Origin of the sequence: Leptospira saintgironsiae, assembly GCF_002811765.1 — a bacterium.
GTDB lineage: Bacteria > Spirochaetota > Leptospiria > Leptospirales > Leptospiraceae > Leptospira_B > Leptospira_B saintgironsiae.
In genome coordinates this window covers 109,256-130,959 of record NZ_NPDR01000006.1, presented here as the reverse complement: position 1 = coordinate 130,959, position 21,704 = coordinate 109,256, and the positions used below count along the sequence as shown (strand labels likewise).

18 protein-coding genes are annotated in these 21,704 nt (G+C 38.3%); 13 read left to right on the top strand and 5 right to left on the bottom strand.

What is annotated here, in order from left to right:
* Positions 1–86 precede the first annotated feature (86 nt).
* From CH362_RS19175 to CH362_RS14250, 5 genes are all read left to right on the top strand, one after another.
* The gene (locus CH362_RS19175) at positions 87–272 is read left to right on the top strand and encodes a hypothetical protein (RefSeq protein WP_125169724.1); all 186 of its coding nucleotides are present in this window, start codon (positions 87–89) and stop codon (positions 270–272) included.
* Positions 273–441: 169 nt separating this feature from the next.
* The gene (locus CH362_RS14265; RefSeq protein WP_100711004.1) at positions 442–2,739 is read left to right on the top strand and encodes a hybrid sensor histidine kinase/response regulator; all 2,298 of its coding nucleotides are present in this window, start codon (positions 442–444) and stop codon (positions 2,737–2,739) included.
* Between the two features lie 42 nt (positions 2,740–2,781).
* Positions 2,782–3,753, top strand: coding sequence for a YheT family hydrolase (locus CH362_RS14260; protein WP_100711003.1), 972 nt, complete (start codon positions 2,782–2,784; stop codon positions 3,751–3,753).
* Between the two features lie 113 nt (positions 3,754–3,866).
* The gene (locus CH362_RS14255; protein WP_100711002.1) at positions 3,867–5,078 is read left to right on the top strand and encodes an acetyl-CoA C-acetyltransferase; all 1,212 of its coding nucleotides are present in this window, start codon (positions 3,867–3,869) and stop codon (positions 5,076–5,078) included.
* A 349-nt stretch (positions 5,079–5,427) separates the two neighbouring features.
* A complete protein-coding gene (locus CH362_RS14250) occupies positions 5,428–6,702 on the top strand; it encodes a sensor histidine kinase (protein ID WP_100711001.1) in 1,275 nt (424 codons plus the stop codon).
* 11 nt (positions 6,703–6,713) lie between these two features.
* On the opposite strand, the gene CH362_RS14245 is transcribed toward CH362_RS14250, so the two are convergent.
* Positions 6,714–7,922 carry a sensor histidine kinase gene (locus tag CH362_RS14245; RefSeq protein WP_100711000.1) on the bottom strand — a complete coding sequence of 403 codons (1,209 nt, stop codon included), beginning with the start codon at positions 7,920–7,922 and terminating at the stop codon, positions 6,714–6,716.
* 59 nt (positions 7,923–7,981) lie between these two features.
* Complete coding sequence (locus CH362_RS14240) at positions 7,982–8,515, bottom strand: chemotaxis protein CheD (protein WP_244280593.1); 534 nt, start codon at positions 8,513–8,515, stop codon at positions 7,982–7,984.
* Between the two features lie 696 nt (positions 8,516–9,211).
* Between CH362_RS14240 and CH362_RS14235 the strand changes: the two genes are divergently transcribed.
* Genes CH362_RS14235 through CH362_RS14215 form a run of 5 tightly spaced genes read left to right on the top strand, consistent with a single transcriptional unit; the run spans position 9,212 to position 14,672 of the window.
* Positions 9,212–9,742, top strand: a complete 531-nt coding sequence (locus CH362_RS14235; protein ID WP_100710998.1) for a chemotaxis protein CheW — start codon at positions 9,212–9,214, stop codon at positions 9,740–9,742.
* Between the two features lie 47 nt (positions 9,743–9,789).
* Positions 9,790–11,406: a HAMP domain-containing methyl-accepting chemotaxis protein gene (locus CH362_RS14230; RefSeq protein WP_100710997.1), complete on the top strand. Its 1,617-nt coding sequence runs from the start codon at positions 9,790–9,792 to the stop codon at positions 11,404–11,406.
* 3 nt (positions 11,407–11,409) lie between these two features.
* Positions 11,410–13,233, top strand: coding sequence for a chemotaxis protein CheA (locus tag CH362_RS14225; protein ID WP_100710996.1), 1,824 nt, complete (start codon positions 11,410–11,412; stop codon positions 13,231–13,233).
* A 6-nt stretch (positions 13,234–13,239) separates the two neighbouring features.
* Complete coding sequence (cheB, locus tag CH362_RS14220) at positions 13,240–14,286, top strand: chemotaxis-specific protein-glutamate methyltransferase CheB (RefSeq protein WP_100710995.1); 1,047 nt, start codon at positions 13,240–13,242, stop codon at positions 14,284–14,286.
* Between the two features lie 17 nt (positions 14,287–14,303).
* The gene (locus CH362_RS14215; protein WP_100710994.1) at positions 14,304–14,672 is read left to right on the top strand and encodes a response regulator; all 369 of its coding nucleotides are present in this window, start codon (positions 14,304–14,306) and stop codon (positions 14,670–14,672) included.
* Here CH362_RS14215 and CH362_RS14210 read toward each other — a convergent pair.
* Together CH362_RS14210 and CH362_RS14205 are read right to left on the bottom strand one after the other, a co-directional pair.
* The gene (locus tag CH362_RS14210) at positions 14,669–15,802 is read right to left on the bottom strand and encodes an acyltransferase family protein (protein WP_425269067.1); all 1,134 of its coding nucleotides are present in this window, start codon (positions 15,800–15,802) and stop codon (positions 14,669–14,671) included. The genes CH362_RS14215 and CH362_RS14210 overlap by 4 nt on opposite strands.
* A gap of 1 nt (position 15,803) precedes the next feature.
* Positions 15,804–16,826 carry a DUF2804 domain-containing protein gene (locus CH362_RS14205; RefSeq protein ID WP_100710992.1) on the bottom strand — a complete coding sequence of 341 codons (1,023 nt, stop codon included), beginning with the start codon at positions 16,824–16,826 and terminating at the stop codon, positions 15,804–15,806.
* A gap of 137 nt (positions 16,827–16,963) precedes the next feature.
* Here CH362_RS14205 and CH362_RS14200 point away from each other — a divergent pair, with 137 nt between their 5' ends.
* Positions 16,964–17,851: an LIC_13029 family protein gene (locus CH362_RS14200; protein WP_100710991.1), complete on the top strand. Its 888-nt coding sequence runs from the start codon at positions 16,964–16,966 to the stop codon at positions 17,849–17,851.
* A 39-nt stretch (positions 17,852–17,890) separates the two neighbouring features.
* Positions 17,891–19,678 (top strand): transglutaminase-like domain-containing protein, encoded by a 1,788-nt coding sequence (locus CH362_RS14195; RefSeq protein ID WP_100710990.1) that lies wholly within the window; start codon positions 17,891–17,893, stop codon positions 19,676–19,678.
* 51 nt (positions 19,679–19,729) lie between these two features.
* Here the strand turns inward: CH362_RS14195 and CH362_RS14190 are convergent, their stop codons facing one another.
* Entirely contained in the window at positions 19,730–20,323 is a 594-nt protein-coding gene (locus CH362_RS14190; RefSeq protein WP_100710989.1) for a DUF6962 family protein, read from the bottom strand.
* 29 nt (positions 20,324–20,352) lie between these two features.
* On the opposite strand from CH362_RS14190, the gene CH362_RS14185 reads away from it, so the two are divergent.
* Positions 20,353–21,699, top strand: a complete 1,347-nt coding sequence (locus CH362_RS14185; RefSeq protein WP_100710988.1) for a hypothetical protein — start codon at positions 20,353–20,355, stop codon at positions 21,697–21,699.
* Positions 21,700–21,704 lie beyond the last annotated feature (5 nt).

Sequence of the window (21,704 nt, the reverse complement as noted above, 5' to 3'; positions counted from 1 at the left end):
TTTTTATTGTTTCCTATGTCAACAGAAAAATTTTCAAAATTAAAAGATTTTATTGATATTGAGTCTCATTATAAGAGAATCTGGACATGAGCATACGTGGAGCTTCTTCCCTTCGTCACCCATTCCAAGACCTATGCAGAAAGCTGGAATCCAGGCAAAACGATCCAGAAAGATTAGAAAACTATCCTTCAGGGTCGGAAATTTGGAAATTTGCCCCTGAAAAATCTGATAATGAATTTTTAAGTTCCAGACAAGAGGGAGAAGTTTCATAACCCGAAAATTTTACTTCTTCCTCTCCCCAAAAAATCCTTTTCAACCCGTTCCTTTCAGATACTAAACATGGGCTTTCTCATGTAGGATTTACTACCTTCTCTCGGAAATTCCGGGGCCTTTTCCGGATCTTCTCCGTCCTATATTGATGTTAAAGTCCTTAGTACGAAGATGAATCAGATCCCGGCAGACATTCTTACATTCATTAAGTTTTTTGAACATTCAGATGGGACTGCCATATACGTGAACGAACTTCTAAGGGACGAGAAAGGGAAACTCGAAAATATAAAACTCCAATACTGTAATGACCAAGGCGCTAAACTTTTACAAATGGAGAAGTTATCGATTACGGGAAAAAATTTCACGGAGTTAAGACCCGATGTCCCTGACATTAAACCTGAAATTGCCACTTTCATGAATTCCATTTGCAAGGCGGGATCCGAATGGAGAGGGATCCGTCAATCAGTTCTCACAGGAAAGTATTTTGACACTACTATGCTTTGCCCTCAGGATGATTGGATCATTTCCATCGCAAAAGATCTACACCAAGAAATAAAAGAAAAGGACATTTTTAGAGAAGCCGCCTATAGGAATGAGGATGCAGTTTATTATCTGGAACCTATTTTTGATGATAAAGGATCCATTACGGATTTCTTATATAAGGATTTAAATCCGGCGGCCGAAGCGGAGATAGGAATGCCCAAAGAGGTCGCGATCGGTAGGAACTTATGCAATCTATTTCCTCAAAACCTGGAATTAGGCACTTTCGATCTTTATAAGACCGTATACCTAACCCAGCAAGCTGAGAAAAAAGAATATGAGATCAAGGACGCTCAAGGAACCCCTGGGTTTTATTTACTTCAGATCAGCAGAGTGTATGAAGGACTTCTTATCAGTAATAAGAATATTACAGAAATTAGAAATGTAGAGAATCAACTCAGAATACAAAAAGAGCAATTGGAATTCACTTATCTCGCATCCAACGATGGATACTGGGATTATAATATTAAGACAAAACAACTTTTTCTATCTGAAAGATGGAAAACAATGCTCGGCTTTACTGACCAAGAGATTCCCTCAGATGATCCTCAGGTATGGAGAAAATTAGTACATCCTAAAGATTTGAGAATTGCACTTTCTGCATTCAAAAGACATCAGGAAGAAGGAACACCAAGATTCGATAAGGTTTTAAGATTTAAAACAAAATCTGGAGAATATATGTTCATTCGTTCCAGAGCTTTGATCATCGAAGACGAAAACGGGGAACCTACACGTATTGTAGGAACTCATACTGACATTTCCGCTGCAAAACAATCTGAGCTTGCTTTAGAAAAAGCAAAAGAAAAGGCAGAACAAGCAGACAAAGCCAAGTCCGAATTTTTAGGAATGATCTCTCATGAAATGAGAACTCCTTTAAACGGAATATTTGGAATGGCAACCCTTCTCGCAAGTTCCGAAATGAATCCGGAACAAAAGGAATATCTAAAAGATCTTTCGGATTCCACTGAAATTCTTTCCAGGCTGATCGACGATCTACTACAAATTATCACCTTGGATGCCGCAAAAATGGAGATCAAGGAAGAACCTTTCGAGATCAAAACGTTCATAGATTTTATTCGTATATTAGTAGAACCTAAAGCTTTAGAGAAGAATATAGAATTTAAGATACTCATATCCGAAAAATTCCCAAAAGTTATCATTGGGGATAGAACTAGGATTGAACAGGTATTATTGAACCTGATCACAAACTCGATCAAGTTTACAGACAAAGGTTCAGTCACACTTTCTTTAGATTTAGAAGGAGCCGATTCTATTCTATTCAAAGTAAAAGACACAGGTATAGGAATTAAGGAAGAAGCCAGACAAAGGATCTTTGATGCATTTCACCAAGAAGATCTGGCAGATACTCGCAAATACAAAGGTGTGGGGCTTGGACTTTATATAGTCAAAAGATTGATTTCCAGAATGAAAGGAGATATCCGTTTACATTCTGAACCTGGCCTCGGTTCAGAATTTTCTGTCATTCTTCCTTTAAAAATGGAAACAGAAACATCTCTTAATCCAGCACGAATCCAGTCGGAAACAGTTCCTACATTCTCTTCTAGTGCTGTGCTTATTGTAGATGATAACGAGATCAATGTGAAGATTCTCGCAAAACATTTGAGCAAAACAGGAATACAATCCGACTCTGCTTTAAGTGGCAGAGAAGCATTAAAACTTTTAGATACAAATGAAAAGAAATACGATCTAATCCTATTAGATCTACAAATGCCTGAGATGGATGGTTATCATACAGCGGACGCGATACATGCTTTAAATTCTTTTAATGCAAAAACTCCTATCGTTGCAGTCACTGCTAGTTCTTTCTCAGAAGCATATGAAAAATGCGTTCAACATGGGATAGAAGGTTTTATCGGCAAACCATTCCAACCAAAACAATTGTATAAAGTTCTTACCGATTTTCTCTGACGAATGCTTGTCTAACAAAACCTGATCCGGAAAATTGCCGGCATGGAGACTCTTCGTCCCTTCAAACCTCCTTTTCATCTCAGACATCCTTTTGTACAAACAGTTTTAGCTTCTTTAATGAGGCAGAATACTCCGGATCATCCTATGGACAAAGCCGCTTCTCCCGTTGTTATAGATGCAGGCAAAGGAGTTCGTTTATTAGGCCATTACTCCAAGGCTCCACAAAATAAGGCTCTGCTCGTTCTTATACATGGCTGGGAAGGAAGTATGGATTCCAATTATATCCAAAGAACTTCCAGAAGATTTTATGATAAGGGAATTTCTATTTTTAGATTGAACTTAAGAGATCATGGTAACACTCATCATTTAAATCCAGAACCATTTAATGGAAGTTTAATACGCGAAACATACGAAGCTGTCCGTAAGGTCGCAAAAGAATTCGGACATAAACTTCCTGTATATCTGGGCGGATTTTCTATGGGTGGTAATTTTACGATCAGAGTCGCCAGAGAACACTCCAGAAACAAACAAAGTATTCCGAATTTAAAACATTGTATTGCTGTTAGTCCCCCTCTTCATCCAAAGTCTGCGACTGAAATGATGGATTCTAAACTGATTATAGGAAAATATTTCTTAGACAAATGGAGACAATCCTTAGCTAAGAAGAATGTACATTTTCCGGATCTACATCCTTATCAGAATATCATGAAAGGAAAAACAGTTATGGAAATGACTGATAGGATTGTAGCATCTTCTGCAGAGTTTAAAAACTCTGATGATTATTTTAATTCTTATACATTGGGTCCAAAGGATTTTGAAAAACTCAAAGTAGATCTGACAATAGTTACATCTGCAGACGATCCAATCATACGTCCTGATGAATTTAACGAGATCCCCAAAAATTCCAAACTTAAGATATTTATCCAAAAGTATGGAGGCCATAACGGATTTTATGAAAATTTAAAAGGAGACTGTTGGTACTTCAGAGTATTCGATAAAGTTATATTCGGATAAAAAGAAGTAGCTTGCTTTTCCCCCCTTTCTTCTAAACTCAAGCCGGAAGCATATTTCGTTTTTGAACATAAGTTCAAGAATAACCGAACGGCTTTCGTTATAGGAGAAATACTATGTCCAACGCATACGTTATCGATGCGGTTCGCACCCCAAGAGGGAAAGGTAAAAAAAGAGGAACACTTGCCTCTGTTCACCCACAAGAACTTTCTGCTTCTACTCTAAAAGCAATCCAAGAAAGAAATGGATTAAATCCTGAAATCGTAGAAGAAGTTGTCTTAGGTTGTGTTTCACAAGTAGATGACCAAGCTGCATGTATCGCCCGTTATGCGGTCATGGCGGCACAATGGCCAAATGCGGTTCCAGGATATACTGTAAACCGTTTCTGCGGATCCGGATTACAAGCAGTGAATAATATCGCAAACCACGTTCAGTCAGGAGCTATGGCTGTAGGTTTAGGTGGCGGAATTGAATCCATGAGCCGTGTAAAAATGGGAGCGGATCTTGGAGACAGGGATTTTAATATAGGAAATCCTAATATACAAAAACATTATAATCTTGTTCCTCAAGGAATTTCTGCGGACCTGATCGCAACCAAGTATAATATCAGTAGAGAAGAAGCGGATAAATTCGCAGAATCTTCTCAGCTCAAAGCTGACAAAGCAATCAAAGACGGCGCATTTAAAAAATCCATCATTCCTGTTAAGTTAGAAGATGGAACAGTAGTGGATACTGACGAAAACCCTCGTATCGAATCTGACTACGCATTCCTTTCAGGCTTAGGTGCAGTTTTCAAAACAGTTGGAGAAAGAGAATTAGATGCGATCGCCCTAAGATCTTATCCTGATGTAGGAAAGATCAATCATATCCACACACTCGGAAACTCTTCCGGAATCGTGGATGGAGCTGCTTCCGTTCTGATCGCTAATGACGAAGGTGTCAAAAAATACGGACTAAAACCAAGAGCAAAAATCCTATCTACTGTAGCTACAGGAGAAGACCCAACTATCATGTTGACTGGACCTGTTTCCGCTTCCAAAAAAGCGCTCCAAATGGCAGGACTAAAAGTAGAAGATATCGATCTTTGGGAAATCAATGAGGCATTCGCTTCCGTTGTATTATATACCCAAAAAACTCTTGGTATCCCTTTAGAAAAGATCAATGTAAACGGCGGAGCAATTGCTTTAGGACACCCTCTGGGAGCAACTGGAGCTATTCTTCTCGGGACCGCATTAGACGAATTAGAAAGAAGAAATAAACGTTACGCACTCATTACTCTCTGCATAGGCGGGGGAATGGGAATCGCAACCGTAATCGAAAAAATTTAATTTCTAGTTTTTTACGTTATCTAACGCCGTTTTTCTTCTAGGAAAACGGCGTTTTTTATTTTTATACACCTTCTCCAATTCTTAAAATAAAATAACACGTTCTGTTTAGTCGTAAATTATAATATACTCCAAAAGTGTTATTATATTGAGATTTCTTGATATATTATTTTGTAATATCCGATATTCATAATTTTGAAAAAAATTTTTTTCACTTCTACCATCTTAGTATACAAAAGTCACAAAATTTAATATTTCAATTTCCTGCGTTACTCTAGATTTATGGCTCATTAAAAATATATTACATAGATTTTTCCGAATATTCGGGAATGCTTTTGGATGGAGCGCGTCTATGACGAACGCTGGAATAGAAAAAAAGGATGTTCGGCAATCGGAAAGCCGGACTAAAAAAAATATTTTGTTAGTTGGGACTGATCCCGAAAGAACGGAACTGATTACCAAAATTTGTGAAGAAGTAGGTCTTACAGTTTTTCATTTTCCTGTATTGGAAAATCTAAAAATTGATAGAGACTTCGGGATCGTTTACTCCGAATTAGATGTTTCTCAATTCGAAACATTAGCCCGAATGTTTTCTAAGTCAAAAAGATCCCCTTCTTTTATCTTAGGTTTGGATAACCCAGATACTAAAGCTATAGTCAAAGCGGTACGTTTAGGCGCATATGACTGTATTGACATTAACGAAACTTCTCCCAAAGAGATTAAAGAGACTCTCAGGCATATTAAGGAAAACTGGGAGTTGGATCTTCTCCAAGATAATCTGGAAACGGAAAGATTTAACAAGATCCAAGGAGACTTGGATTGGAATTCATTTCGTAAAGATCTGATCCGAAAAGATCTACAAACAAAAAGTGCGTATCTGATCTCGAATATTAGAACTTCCTTAAGCCAGGGTTCTGGTTTTGGGGCATTAGTATCTGCAATAGGCCTGATACGCAAAAAAGCTAAGCAGAATGGGAATCATTACGAAGTACCAGCAACTCTGATAGATCTATTGGTATCAAACGCGGAAACTGCAAATAGGATCATAGAAATTTTCAACGAAATGGATTATTTCATCCATAACGCCCAAATTAAGGAAGAATATTCAATTTCCCAGATACACAATCTATTCAAGAAAGAAATACAGAACGTATACGAACTTGCGAGATTCAAAAAGCTTCACATTAAGATCTGCGAAGATAAGTATGTAAGTTCCAGAGCAGCCGTAGGTATCCACGAAGAAAGTTTTAAAAAAGCAGTCGAAGAACTACTTCTGAATGCGATCAAATTTTCGGAAGCGGAGACAACGATCTATGTATTATTCACTCTGAAAAAAAGAAAACTTTTGATCTCTGTTTTAAATTCTCCCAAGATCGAAGGTGGAAGTAAAAAAGGTATTCCGAATGAAGAATCAGAGTTTGTATTCCAACCATTTGCAAGGTTGACTAAATATGTGCATGAGGACATTCCTACTTTGGATTATGGACTGGGTTTACCCTTGGTGGAAAAAATAGTATCGAACCATGAAGGGAAAATTGCCACATTCAATGTAACAAGCTTTTTAGATGAAGAAGAAGAAACAATGGTACTAATGGAAATGGATCTACCCATTTCCCAAAAAGTTTAGAAGGTTATCTTCTACTCTATGACTGGAAAACGCATCGTAAGACAGATCCCTTCTTTTCTGGTATCATCCAGATTCAGGTTCATTGTCTGAAGATGCACTTTTCCATTCTGTAGTTCCACTAACTTTTTAACTACAGGAAGTCCTAGTCCCATTCCGAACTGTTCTTGATCGAAACGTTCGTCCATAAATTTGACCCCTCTATAAAAAGGCTCAAATACAAGATCCTCATGAAAGTCTTGTATATAACCTGAAAAAGGAGGATCATTGATCACTTTAAATTGTAGTTCATCCCCAATCCGAAGAACAAGAATTAGGACACTGGATTTGTCAGGTGAATACTTTAATGCGTTAATCAAAACTTCTTTTGCAATAGTAGAGATCCAAGGTTTCTTAAATCTCAAACGATTAGAAAGAATATGCAAATTATCTGATACTAGGATCTTTTGATCTTTGAGAAGAACAGAAGGAGTAATATCATCTATTACTTCTCTCAATACATCCACAAACTCAGCAACAGTTCCGATCTCCTCAGGAGTTTCGCTCTCTTCAAAGAGTGCCTGGGCAGAAGATAAAAATTGAGTAAACCGAGAGGCGCTCGCCACCCCGTCTTGTAAAAGATCAAAAAGATTAGAGCGAATTTCTACGAATTCCGCGCCTTCTTTTTTCTTAGCTTTGGAAAGTATCATAGAAAGAACACTCATCAAACTTCCTACGCCTGTTCCTTGCATCAAAGTGATATTGATCTGTTTGATTGCAGAATCCATCCAAGCGGTGGAAGAATATCGATCCTTAAGAGATTGTTTCCAATCAAATATCTCCAAGGCCCTGCGATAAATTTCTATCTCAGCTTTTTTAACACTTTCTCCGGTCGGATGAATAGAAATATTCTTAAAGTCTGAAGGAAGTTTACTCTCCATAGGCAGGAATAGAGTTAATAAATTCCCATCTGTTGTTCTGGAGGTGACGGTATGATAGGCTAAATAGATCTCGTCTGTGTTTTTCAGACGTTTTACCATTTCATAATGATTGAGGCTAGGATCCTTCGCCCATAAGGAAGCTTCGTGTTCCCTATCTACTGGATGGATCCAATCTAGATAATCAAAAGTAGCATCCAACTCCTTGCCGATCAATTTCGCAAAAGTATCATTGGATTCTATAATTTTACCGTTTTCTTCGGTGAGAATAGCGGGTGAAAGTAAAATGCGTACGAGGGAATTCAATCTTTTCTCCTAAGCGGCACCGATAATAATTTCTGAACCTTCTAAGATTTTGTTCGAAATCAAAAGAAAGTAGTCGGCGTTTTTTTCCGCATATTCTCCCGTATTTTGTCCAAATAAGCCGCTTCGTTTTTCTCGATCATGTTTTTCTCTAGATCGATCTGTACACGTTTTACAAACACTTCAAAAGTATGAGTGAAAAAGCGTAGATTTCTATAATATTGGCCTCCGGTTTCTTCTCCGGAAACAGAAATTTCTTCTGATCTTAAAAATTCTTTCACGAACTCTACGTTCCTTTCGCCAATCGGAACACTTTTAGAGCCTAATCTTAAAACCTTTCCGCCACCAATGATCTTTGCTTGCAAACGGCTTCTTGGAATTCCCTTCTTCACAAATTCATTGATCAATAATTCCATAGCGTTGATCCCGAATCTTCCGGAATCATCGACACCTGCTTTTCCGGGGAGAAGTATATGATTCATCCCGCCGAATCTATTGAATGGATCGAATAGACATACTGACACACAGGAACCTAGAAGGGTTTTCATAGCGACTGGAGTTTGGGAAAATAAACATTCTCCTACATTAACAAACACCGACGGTATTTTTTCCTCTTCTTCAATAACTCTATTTGATTCCAAACAATCCGCCCGCGCTCAGTATACTCTAATACGACTCTAAGAATCGACCTAATGTAACAACGCTTCTTTCAGAAGAAAGTGAAATTATATTTTTCTAAAAATTCCAAAAGAAATTTCACGAAATCTATTTACGTTTTCTTGAAATACTAAAGTGGATCGTGTACTACCTTGAACATGCGATCACAAAGATGTTTCCAGAATAGTAAAGGGTAATCCTTTATATCTATTTTTATTAAATAAGTTTGAAATAATTCCATAAGAACTTAAAGAGTATTTTGTTTTTTCTACATTAACTTCGTCTTATCAAAAATTTGGAAGTCAGGAATCAAAAAAGAATAGAAATATATTAGGATTATTTTTTTATCCATCGAACATCTTGCCGACTCAGTTTTTACAAAGGTGCGAATGTAAAAGATCGGTTTAGAAAGAACGAACTTCGGATTCTTTCATTATACATAAAAGAAAGATCCAAAGGTTTTGTTAATAATCTGACATAATTTAAGGTTCTAAGAATCTTTTTAAATAAATTATTTTAGTATGTCTGCTCTCGATCTTTGTGTTAAAATCGACGGGCTATGTTGAATTCGAGACACATAAAACAAATTCTTTTCGGGTATAGAGACTACTCGATAAAGAATATCGAGGATAAATATGGCAGAAAACGAAATAGATCTTCTATTAGAAGAAGATGAAACGGATGATGAGGATACACTAGAGAATAAGTTTTTAGTATTCTCACTCGCCGATAGAGAATACGGGTTAGAGATCAAATACATCATCGAGATCATAGGGATGCAACCGATCACGGAAGTCCCGGATATGCCTGCCTTTATCAAAGGAGTGACCAACCTTCGAGGCAAAGTAGTCCCACTAATCGATGTTAGGCTAAGATTCCATATGGAATCCATTCCTTATACAGAAAAAACCTGCGTAATTATCTTAAATATAGAAGGAGAAAGTCTCGGACTAATCGTAGACACCGTCCGCGAAGTAGTAAGTATTCCTTCCGAAAACACAGAACCCGCTCCAAAGATGGGAGACGGAGAAGCTAATCGTTTTATCGCCTCCTTCGGAAAAGTAGAAAATTCAGTTAAAATCCTACTCGATGTGCGTAAACTACTGAGAGACGACGAGTTGGAAGTCCTACACGAAAAACTTCCAGAAAGTGGAACTCCAGCCTAACCAATTAAAGAAACAAAAGAAATTTATAATAAATAAAGGATAGAAGAATGAGCGTCAAAGCCAAATTAACCATAGGATTCTCAACCGTAGTCGTTCTGTTGATCTTCGTAGCAGGATTTGCAATATATCGTTTAAATACTTTTAATGCAGTAGTTACTAAAGCAGTCAATGTTTCCGCCAAAAAGTCGACCATGCTTTTGGCAATGAGAACCGCAATACTCAAGGTTACCCGAGCGGAAAAAAACACGATCCTTTCCACCGAAGAAGAGGATATGAAAAGGTATATCGGTGAAACGGAAACGAATTTATCACTTTTACCTCAATTGGAAACAGATGTTTATCCACTTCTCCAAGAAGCGGGTAAAAGGAATATGGACGAATTAAAAATAGTAGAGAAAGATTATAGAGCTACTTTGAAAAAAGTTTTAGATCTTGCCTACATCAACAAAAACGTAGAAGCAAGAGAGATCTCGCAAAAACAATTGAGAGCTCATTTGGACAAGATGGAAGGTTTCCTAAACCAGATGATCGATCGTGCTCAAAAAGAATTGGATGACGCAAATAAAAACACGGATGAGTTGTATGCAGAAACCACTTTCTTGATGATCTTAATCCCTATCCTTTCTTCTTTGATTGCCGTAGGTTGCGCAGCTTGGATCACCATTTCAGTCAATAAGGCTCTAAGTACTGCATTAGAAGTAGTAGGTTCAGTTTCTTCTGCGGCAGCTCAAGTATCTGCAACTGCATTCTCTTTAAGCCAATCCTCTAACGAACAAGCGGCCAGTTTAGAAGAGACCACCGCAGCAGTAGAGGAAATGTCTTCTACGATAGAGCAGAATTCACATAATGCAAAAGAGACAAACTCTATGGCAGAATCTTCTTCAAGAGATGCAAGTAAGGGAAGAAAATCCGTTCTGGAAACCTTAAATGCGATGAAAAAGATCTCAGGCAAAGTTAATATTATAGAAGAGATCGCTTATCAAACCAACTTACTGGCGTTAAATGCTGCGATCGAAGCTGCGAGAGCCGGTAAACATGGAAAAGGATTCGCAGTAGTAGCGGACGAAGTTAGAAAGCTCGCAGAAAGAAGCCAGATTGCGGCCCAAGAGATCAATGGACTTTCTAAAGATTCAGTAGAACGCGCAGAAGATGCAGGAAAACTAATAGAAGAGATCGTTCCAAGTATAGAAAACACTGCGAAGTTAATCCAAGAAATTTCTGTTTCTTCTGATGAACAAGCAAGAGGTATCACTCAAATCAATACTGCGATGGTTCAATTGGACCAAGCTACTCAAGAAAATGCAGCTGCATCCGAAGAGTTAGCCTCTACTGCGAAAGAGTTGAACGAACAAGCAGAAACTCTTTTGGAAGTAATGGGAACTCTGATCAAGATCAGAGAAGAAGTATTAACTGCTTCCAAAGGGAAATCCAAAAAGCAGGATAGAGGACCTTCTCTTACAAATCAACCGATCAAGTCTCATTTTCACACTCCTCATTTCGATCTAAAACATGCGGCTTCTCAATTCGGGAACGCAAAGAAAGATCCTAAAAAGAATTCCAATGGAAAAAATTTCCTTCCGCTAATAGAAGAAGAATCTGAGGCAACTAGCCAATCCGAAACTTCTTCCGGCTCAGAAGAAAACTCCGGCGAAATCAAAGTATAAAATATGGATCGAGAACATCTTCTTTCGGAATTCGTTTCGGAAGCCCGAGACCTGATCGACTCCGCAGAAACTTCTCTTCTGGCATTAGAAGAGGAGATTGAAACAGTAGGTCAAGGGAATCCAGAAACTTTAAACAAAGCTTTTCGCTTTTTCCATACTCTTAAGGGCTCTTCCGGTTTATTAAAATTGGAAACAGTTGTCAAGATCACTCATCTTGGCGAAACACTTCTAGATATATTAAGAAATCAAGATAAAGTTACTGAGTTCGATTTCAGTGACGATCTAATGGAAACTCTGGACCTTCTCCGCAGGATATTCGATCGAGTGGAAGAAGAAAGAACTGATTCCGGTTTCGAACAAGAAACTGAAGTGATTCGAAATAAACTTAAAGAACAATTGGATAGAATTTCCAAAGGTTCTGAAAAAGAGAAAAAAGCTCCGGAGAACAAATTCGGCTTTTTTGAAGAAGCTGCTTCGGCTCCATCAACTCCTAAAGGATTTGGATTTTTCGAAGAAGAGACTAAACCTGCAGTTGTAGAAAAAATTCTGGCTACTTCTTCAGAAGCTAACCCAATTATACAAGAAGTCCAAGTTGTGGAGAAGAAGAAAGATATTCGTATTACCACGGATAAACTGGATCAACTCATGGACTTCATGGGAGAATTGGTAATAGCAGAGTCCAATGTAATCCATCATCCTGAATTAGAAGGATTAAGATTAGAAGGTTTCCGTTCTGCAGCAAGACATCTTCATAAGATCGTAAGAGATCTACAAGAAGTTACTTTATCCATGAGAATGGTACCTCTATCTTCTACCTTCCAAAAGATGAACCGGTTGGTAAGAGACTTACAAAAACGTTCCCAGAAAAAATTAGATTTCAAGATTGGCGGAGAAGATACGGAAGTTGATAAATCCGTAGTTGAGATCATCCAAGATCCGATCATCCATTTATTAAGGAATTCTATTGATCATGGTTTAGAAACTCCTGAAGAAAGAGCCGAACTTGGCAAAAAAGATAAAGGAGTTATCCGCTTACAAGCAAGACAATCCGCAAATGAAGTTTGGATCCTAGTAGCGGATGACGGAAGAGGATTGGATCGAGAAAAGATCATCAATAAAGCCAGAGAAAAAGGCATCCTAAAAGGAAATCCTGAAGAAATGAGTGATAAGGAAGTGTTCCAACTCATATTCACTCCAGGATTTTCTACTGCAGAAAAGCTCACTGATATTTCAGGCAGAGGTGTCGGAATGGATATCGTTCTGCAAAATATCAAAAAGTTGAACGGTAAGGTAGAGGTGCGTTCCAAAAAAGGAGAAGGCACCACATTCATTTTAAGAATTCCACTTACTTTAGGGATTATTGAAGGAACCGTTTTCGAAGTGGGAGGAACTTATCTAACTCTTCCTACGATAGAAATTAGTGAATTGGTGAGTCTAAAAGACCAGAAATTGATCCATCCTTATAAGGACCAAGAGGTCTTGGACTTAAGAGGGATCTATATACCTGTGATACGGATCAATGATCTACTCGGTCTCAGGGAAAAGCTGGAATACAAAAGTAAGAACCCTGTCTTGATCATTCTTGAGAATGAGGACAGATTTTTAGGGATACTCGTGGACGAAGTATTAGGAAATCAGAATATTGTGATCAAACCACTCTCCTCTTCTATACAAAAAGCCCAAGGTGTAAATGGATTTACGATCTTAGGTAACGGAAGAGTCAGCTTGATACTGGATACTAAATTCCTGTTCGAAAAATTCCACGGAACCACGGCTGCAACATCCACCGGCGAAAACTCAAATCTAAGTTTGGAAAAATTGGCTTAAGTTAGAATGATAAGTGTGTATATCATAGACGATAACCGGATTGTCCGTGAGATAATCGCTTCCCAATTGCAAGAGGATCCTAGATTCACAGTTGTTGGATCTTCTACGGCAACTGAAGCGATGAAAGAAATTCTAAAAGCAAAGCCGGATGTAATCACCTTAGATGTAGAAATGCCTGATATCAGCGGGATAGAATTTTTACAATGGCTAATGCCTAAATTCCCTATTCCGGTTATTATGTTAAGCTCATTCACAGAAGCAGGTGCAAAAGTAACATTAGATTCCTTGCAAGCTGGAGCCTTGGACTTCGTTCAAAAGGCTGACGGAAGTGAAGAGGATTTCCTCAGAATGATGCTGGAACTTAAAAATAAGATCCGAGCTTGCGCTAAAACAAATGTATCAGATGTACTAAATCGAAACCAAAAAACTTCTCAAACAAAAAACCAAAGTAGTTCTGCAATTTCTAAGATCAAATTGATCGCGATCGGAGCTTCTACAGGTGGAACCCAAGCGATTGAATATTTACTTAGAAATCTTTCCGGAGAACTTCCTCCTATTCTAATCGTTCAACATATGCCTGAATATTTCACGGGAATGTTCGCAGAAAGATTGGATTCTGTTTCCCCTTTAAAGATCCAAGAGGCAATAGAAGGCCAAACTATCTCTAAAGGAAACGTATATGTTGCCAGAGGAGATCATCATATGGAACTCGGAGAACCTCCATATTATAATATTCGAATACATAAAAGAGAGAAGGTCACAGGCCATAGACCTTCCGTAGACGTACTATTTCATTCAATTTCAAAATCCCCATTAGCTTCTTTTTGCGCTGCATTTCTTCTTACTGGAATGGGAAAAGACGGAGCAAAAGGACTCAAAGCACTTTCTGAAAAAGGTGCACTGACATTCGGGCAAGATGAATCTACATCTGTAGTTTACGGAATGCCTAGAGAAGCATATGAGATGGGTGCAGTAAAAGAACAGATCTCTCTCGACAATATCCCTGAGAAAATTTCCGAACTATGTTTCGGAACAGCAAACAGTTATAATTAACAAAGGTAAGGAATAAAATGACTAAAATACTCTGCGTAGATGACGCTCCCACGGTTTTAAAACTTTTAGATTTCACTCTTACGGAAGAAGGTTATTCCGTATGCAAGGCCGCTGGCCCTGATGAAGCTCTTACTAAAATAGAATCGGAAGGTCCTTTCGATATAGGTATCTTCGATGTGAATATGCCAGGCAGGACAGGAATAGAACTCACTAAAGAGGTTTTAAGAACTGAAAAAGGAAAAAGTATGAAAATACTTATCTTAACTACTGAATCCAGCGATGCCATGAAATCACAAGGAAAGGATGCTGGAGCAAAAGGATGGATGATCAAACCTTTTAACGACGAGGACCTTCTCGCCGCGGTAAAACATCTGATCGGTTCTTAAATTTTCCAGTAGAGTCTTTTTTTATCTAAAAAGAAAAGGATCAAAAACCATAAGGCCAACACAGTTATAGAATATAAAAAGGAACTCAACTCCGGAGAATCTATCCAGCTTTTATAATATTCTAGATAGATCAGATTTTTCAAAGGGATCTTTTTCCCTTCCGGAGAAGAGACCATGATTATATTTAAACTTCTGGCAAAAATCCCTGAGCCGAAAAACACAAGCAAAGCATTCTTTCCAAAAGGAAGAAGAAAACTTTGTAGAGCCTTAAACTCGAATCTATCAAATTTTTCTAAAATTAAAAACAGGGAAATAACAAGCAAGGCCCAACCTGCAGTCCAAAGGGAGTAAGTCCCGGTCCATAAACTTTTATTGATCGGATAATAAATTCCCCAAACTCCGCCCACAAGTAATACAACAAAAGCACTTAACGCGACCTTGCCTGAAATAGAAAGAAGAGACTCTTTCTCGCCCAAAGAGACTTTTATAAATTCTCCCGCAAAAATCCCACAGAAAACTGATCCTATAGCTGTAAAAGAAGTCAAAAGTCCTTCTGGATCCCAGACCTTTCCGAATTTCCATAAATGTGCTTGGCCGAAAACTTCTCTGTCTAACCAAGCTCCCCAATCTTTTCCTTCTTTCATGCTTGGTTCTAAAGCCCCAGGAGGGGAAACAAATTCCTGCAAATACCAATATGAAATCAGCAAAGATATAAATAGAAAGATCCTAAATTTTAGATTTCTCTCACGATATACAATCGCTCCGAAAAAGTATGCGAATCCTATTCTTTGCAGGACTCCAGGAAATCTAAGATTGGAAAAACTCCATTCTCCAAAAAAATTCAAAAACAATCCGAGAAAGATCAGAATAGCAGCACGTTTTAGTATTTTAGGAAATTCTTGTATTCCATTGGATACTGAGTAAGGAATAGAGGCGCCTACAACAAAAAGAAAAAAAGGAAACACCAAATCAGTCGGAGTACATCCATCCCATTTTGCATGTTTGAGAGGCCAATACATATTGGACCAAGTACCAGGGTTATTCACCAGGATCATCCCCGCCACAGTCAGGCCTCTCAAAAGATCTATAGATAAGATACGAATTGGATTTTCAGATTTCAAGTTGTGAATACTACCAAAGAGATCTATGAAATTCTGTGAAACCCCAGACATCTTTGATCTGGACTTCCTTTCCCTTTTCCGGCCTGAAACTTCCTGAAAATTTTCCTACAAATTGCCTGAAGTATAATTTAGTCCAGATCAGATTTACTTTTTCTCTTCTTTCTCCCTTTGGTTCGAATTCTAAACGGATACGTCCATCTTCGTCCCAAAGTCTCCAAGGTTTATAAGGATCTTTATGAGAAAAATCGAATATACATCTACTGACTCTCTGTCTTTCAGAATCGATCCAGTAAGCATTCTCAGGGAAAAAACTTTCGTTTACTAGAGCGGCAAAATTAGCCCCTATCTTTGTCCTATCTGGAAGAACAGAAGAGAACGCAGCCCAGTACCAATTTGTTTCCCTTCTCAAATAACCACCTGACCAATCATAGACCATAGTGGCTCTGGAAGGATCTCTGACCAATTCCTTCTGCTCATATTTTACGCTAATACGATCAGGAATCAAAGGGGAACATTTTTCAGTAAATGTCCATCGACTTGGTTCAGAAGGATTCAGGACTCTAAGTGGATTATGAGTGAGTAGAGAATATGGAAATTCGCCTGAAATTTCCAATTTATTTCCAAAGTTTGCATCAAGTAGAAGTTTACCTTCGGAGTGAGACTTTCGGATATCCAGGAAGGATTTTCCCTTTTTGAAAGAGATCTCGTATTCATCCGGATTAGCAGGGAATTTTAACGCAAGACCTAAGTCGGGCCCTTTTACATCGAATTCGTAAACTTTGCCCTGATCGAATTTATACAGATAAGCAAATACGTTATACGCATATCCAAGACTTACAGCCGCGATCCCGACCAAGCAGTCTTCCATCATGATCCCTAGATAATTGAAAGAATGGAACGCGAACTTCTTTTTAAGCCCTTTGATCTCTTTTCCAAAAAAATCCAGAAGAGTAAAATCGTGATGATTGAATTCGATCGGACCATCCCAAACTCCATAGTGTACTTGATTTTCGGGTCCGATAATTTTTTGCATAGATTTCGCTCGATTTTCGAACGCTTAGTTGAAAAATCAATGGGATTTCTACCTCATCAACCAAATCTGCTTTACAATTAACTTTTTCATACCAAGATCGACCTAACATTCGTTCGGGAATATCGGCATAACCATTCATGGGAGAAATCCAGAGCAAGCCTGCAGGAAGTAGAGAAAATCTCGAAGCTTCTGACTTAAAAACTCTGAAAGATAAAAAAACTTCCCGAGAGATCTCAGTTCTTCTTTATCGAGTATTGTTTCGAAGTGAAGAAGTTCGGGGAGGTTCGGTCAAAGTAGTTAAAGAGACTTTCATCCGTACCCATTCCAACCACCCGGAACAATTTCCAATCTTAGACAGAGCCAAGTTCGTTCGAGACATGATCTCTGTATTCAAAACTTCTACTGTACTTAATCCAGAAAAGTTAGAGTCATTCTTTGCCTCTGTGCATGCTGCATTTCAAAGCGAGATCAGATATTTATTAGGTAAATCCACTCAGTTCACATTCGATATCATGTTTCAGGTGATAGAATCTATCCTTCAAGAGATGAGTCACCCAGAAGACCAAAGAACTGTGGATGTAAAAGATAGAGAACTGATCTTAAAACATTTTAGAGCTTATAACGATCTTTCTAAATTTTTCAATAAGATGGGAACCTCTAAGGCAGTGATCGATAAGAAGGACGAGATCATCACCGAGATCTCTATCAATCATAAAGAGATCACCATTGTTTCCATCGAGAATATGTTCCGAAATATTCTGGCCCAGATCCTTCTTTCCCGTAAGTACAATTGTGGGACCCTGATCGATAAATGGTCTACCGAATACGGTTTTGGCCCGGAACAAGCTCAGTCTATGAGAAATCATATCCAAGAAACGGCACCCCTAACCGATTTCAGGACACAATATGCAAACGCGTTACGCGCCATTGGAACTGAGAATGATATGGATCTTATGTTCCTTAGAACTCTATCCAACTATTATTCATCTTGGGTGACCCAGGTATCTGAACAGATCCCTGCTTAAAACGGTTTGATTTTTGGAACAGAATCCGTCCAAAGACGGATGGATATTTTGCGTATTCCCCTCTTTTCGATCCTCGTATTCTCTTGTTTATTCGTTATGGAATTGGCTTCCGAATCCGCTTATTCTTCCATGAGCTGGGAGCCCGCAGAACCGAAAACATTTTCTCTTTCTCCTTTAGCTTCCGAGGAGAAGATCAAATCCTCCCAAGGAAGTTTACTGATCGGAGAAGACCTTTATTTACCCGCCAATTTTCCGGATACAAACGGAAAGAACACTGGTGGTTTGCTCATCAGAAATATTAAGACCGGAACCGCAAATCGACTAGATCTAAAAGAAACTGTCAGAGGTCTTGCATTCGATAAAGAAGAAGGGCAAATTTATGTACGACTCAAAAAGGAGATCGTAGTATTGCAGAACGGTTCCTTAGAAATTAAGAAGAAGGTCCCATTCTTCCAGACAAATGTTTCTTGGGGAAATATCGGTTTTGCACAGGGAAAACTTTTTGAGATCAGAGAGAATAAACTGATTTTTTATGATAAGGAAACTGGATCTGAAAGTGAACAAAAGGATCTACCTCTTCCTAAAGTCTCTTTTACATTCGATTGTTCCGGAAAAGAAATATTCTTTTGGTATTCCAAGGATGGAACGAATCTACATTCCTATGATCCTGTTTTGAATAAGATCAAAAACAGTTTTACAGTGCATTTAGAATCTAAAGAAGCAGGAAGACTCTCTTGTTTCAAAAACGATCTAGTGGTTCTCAGTCCGGAATCCGAAGTGTATCAAAATTTAATACGGATCGGGAATGATTATTATCCTGGGAAAGAGGAAAATCTTGTATTAAAAGGAAATCTAAGTTATAGATTTTCTCCGAGTAAGGATACGATACGTTTTGTTTTAAAGATCACCCCAAAGGAAAATTCGCCGGAAACCGAGATCGCGGTAGCCATTCCTCCTCAGGAAACTTCTTCTCAAATATTAAGCGAGGAAAAATTCCATCCGAATGGAAAATTGACCGAAGATAAACAGAATAACCGCACATTGATCATTCCTATCCCTGCCTTAAGTTCGGGACAAACCTGGGAAGAAACAGTATATTCAGCTAAATTAACAAGATATAATATAGATTCAGGACTTTCTAGTTTCCAAACTTCTTGGGAAGATTGGAAGGTGCCGAACGAATGGAAACAATATCTGGAAGATACCTCCGTTTATAAGATATCCGATCCTGAAATCGTTCGGATCAAAGAAGAACTCAAATCTTCCAACTCGAATATAGAAGAATATATCCAAGCGGTTTACAAATATATCCGCAAGAATATGGTATATAAGCAGGATGGTAGATTTGATCCGGCGCCTACTGTTCTACAAAACGGACATGGCTCCTGCACAGAACATAGTTACGCTCAGATCTCATTATTACGCAGTGCTGGAATACCGGCAAGAATGGCCTGGAACTGGCTCCCCGTAGGAGAAAAAGTAGAGTTAAATCATAAAATTGCGGAAGTATGGCATCCTTCCTTCGGATGGATTCCGATGGAACCATTGGCTCCTCCGAGAACTAGAGCAGGGTTAACATATGCAAAACATATAATATTCGCAGTTCTAAATCAGCCTTATCATTCCATCATCAAAGGTGGGGATACATTGGCCAATTTTACGAAACCTGCCGGCGGAGCGGCCAGGTCAATCTCCATAGAATTGACTCCGGAGATTTCCCATAGATCCATAAAACAATCCGATTCGGGAGCAGAAGAAATTTATCCGAAATCGAATCCTGTAAAAAATCGTGTATTAGAAAAATCGGAAGAAAGGATCGTAGAGTAAGGGAAGAAGAGAACGCCGCAGTATTATCAACTGCTGCGGCGTCTTTTAGAATTATCCGATCCTTTTTAAAGAATATCCTAAACAATAAGAAGCGGCAGCTAATCCATAATGGAATAGATCCACTCTAGGAAATCCTGCGATTGTTCCTACAGTTCCTATCACAAGTCCGGACAGAATAAAAAGTAGAGCACCTGCAATCCCATACAATGCAGCAGTCTTATGAGAACCTTTATACTTTTGGATACATACTACTATAACAGCGATCAATGCAATTGCTCCGATCAATGTTGTATATAAACCTAAAGGATAAAGATAACTTAATATAGCTAAAACCAAAAGAATTAAGCTAAGAAGATTCCAAGTTTTGCCATCTATCTTTCCGAAACCTGCATTAAAAAATGCGATCCCAATCCAAGGAACTCCAACCACTCCTGCAATATGCACGATAGGTCTATAAATTGGGCTGATCCAATCTCCACCTAAAAAGAAAACAACACCAAGAAGTGCACCCAACCCGATCAAAAAAAGACCGTAGGCTCCTCCTTTTTTAGAAACACTCTTTTGAGAGGAAGACTGGACGGAAAGACCGGCCCATACGGCAAAGATTGCCAATACTAAATCAGAAATAGCGGTACTAATTTGCATGACGAACAAAGAATCCGATCCAAATCAAAATGCAAGAAGGATTCGTTTTAAAATTGATTTTCCTAGAGTCTTCTCTATTCTCAGGACTTTTTATTATGAGTTTGGACTCTTGGATCTCTACATCGGATAGTATTCGTAAGGAAACTAAAAACCCTTATTCTGGTGGATGCACATTCATTATCGGAATTTTGGCTTTTGGTGTATTTGGAAGTATTGCCTCTTTATTTTTTGGAGTAATGTTACTAACTGGAGAAGATAAGCTATTTCCAGGATTCGGATTCTTTTTCTGTATTTCACTCGTTACTATTTTTATTATCACTATGAGAAGTTACAGAAAAGCCTCTCATATAGTTAAAACGATTGAGATCCAAACAAATACTTCTCTACTTTCTTTGAGAGAAACAGATAAGTCAGATGTTGAACTTCCGCTTTCTGAATTTATCTCTTATATGATCTTATTCAGAGCAGAAAGATCCACTTCTTCTGGAACTAGCATCAACACAAACAGTACCTGGAAATATTGGGACCTATACTTGGTATACAAAGATGGAAGTTGTATTTTATTAGAAACTTTTAGAGATGGAGATTCTCTCAAACAAGGATTAGAATTTTTTAAAACAAAACTTCCTCTTCCTGTTTTGGATAGATCAGATCTAAGGATCACAAATCCAGAATCAAAAGACATTCCTTATAAACAAGATCCTAAAAAGATAGAACCTTCCGCTTGGGTTAAAACGGAATCAAAAGACCAGGGAACCAAGATAGAGATTATAGAACCTAAATCCGCAGGAAAAACCTTTATCACTCTGTTGGTCCCTGCATTATTTTATGGGGCATGGTTCACGGTCGTAAATTCTTTCTTTGGAAACTTCGAAAATATGATCTTTCTAATCTTCCTGATCCCGTTTTCTATTTTCTTTCTGGGGATTACCACTATAATGACTGTCTTTATTTTATTTAAAAAAACAGAGGTAATCGCAAATTCACTCGAATTAAAACTTCGTTATTCTACAAGGATCCCTATCTTAAGTAGCTTATTATATAAGGAAAGAAGTTTCCCTCTTTCTTCTATCCGAAACGTTCGTACGATACGTATGGAACAGGACAATCAGATACTTTGTGTCGCATTAAAATCTTATAATGGACCAAAACAAAGGACATTCCTGGATCTTTTGTATAATGTCCAAGGAGTCAATCTTTCCGGGAAACAACTTCCCGGAGATGCGGAACTTCTGGGAATTATAACCTTGGGATCCTGGCTGCCCAAAGGTCCAGGATATAGCGATCTAGTATATGCAGAGAATGTATTGGAGTCCGTTTTGGGCCTAAGAGAAGAGTCCCTGACATTCTCTGATTTGACCTCTTCTAAAAAATAAACCAA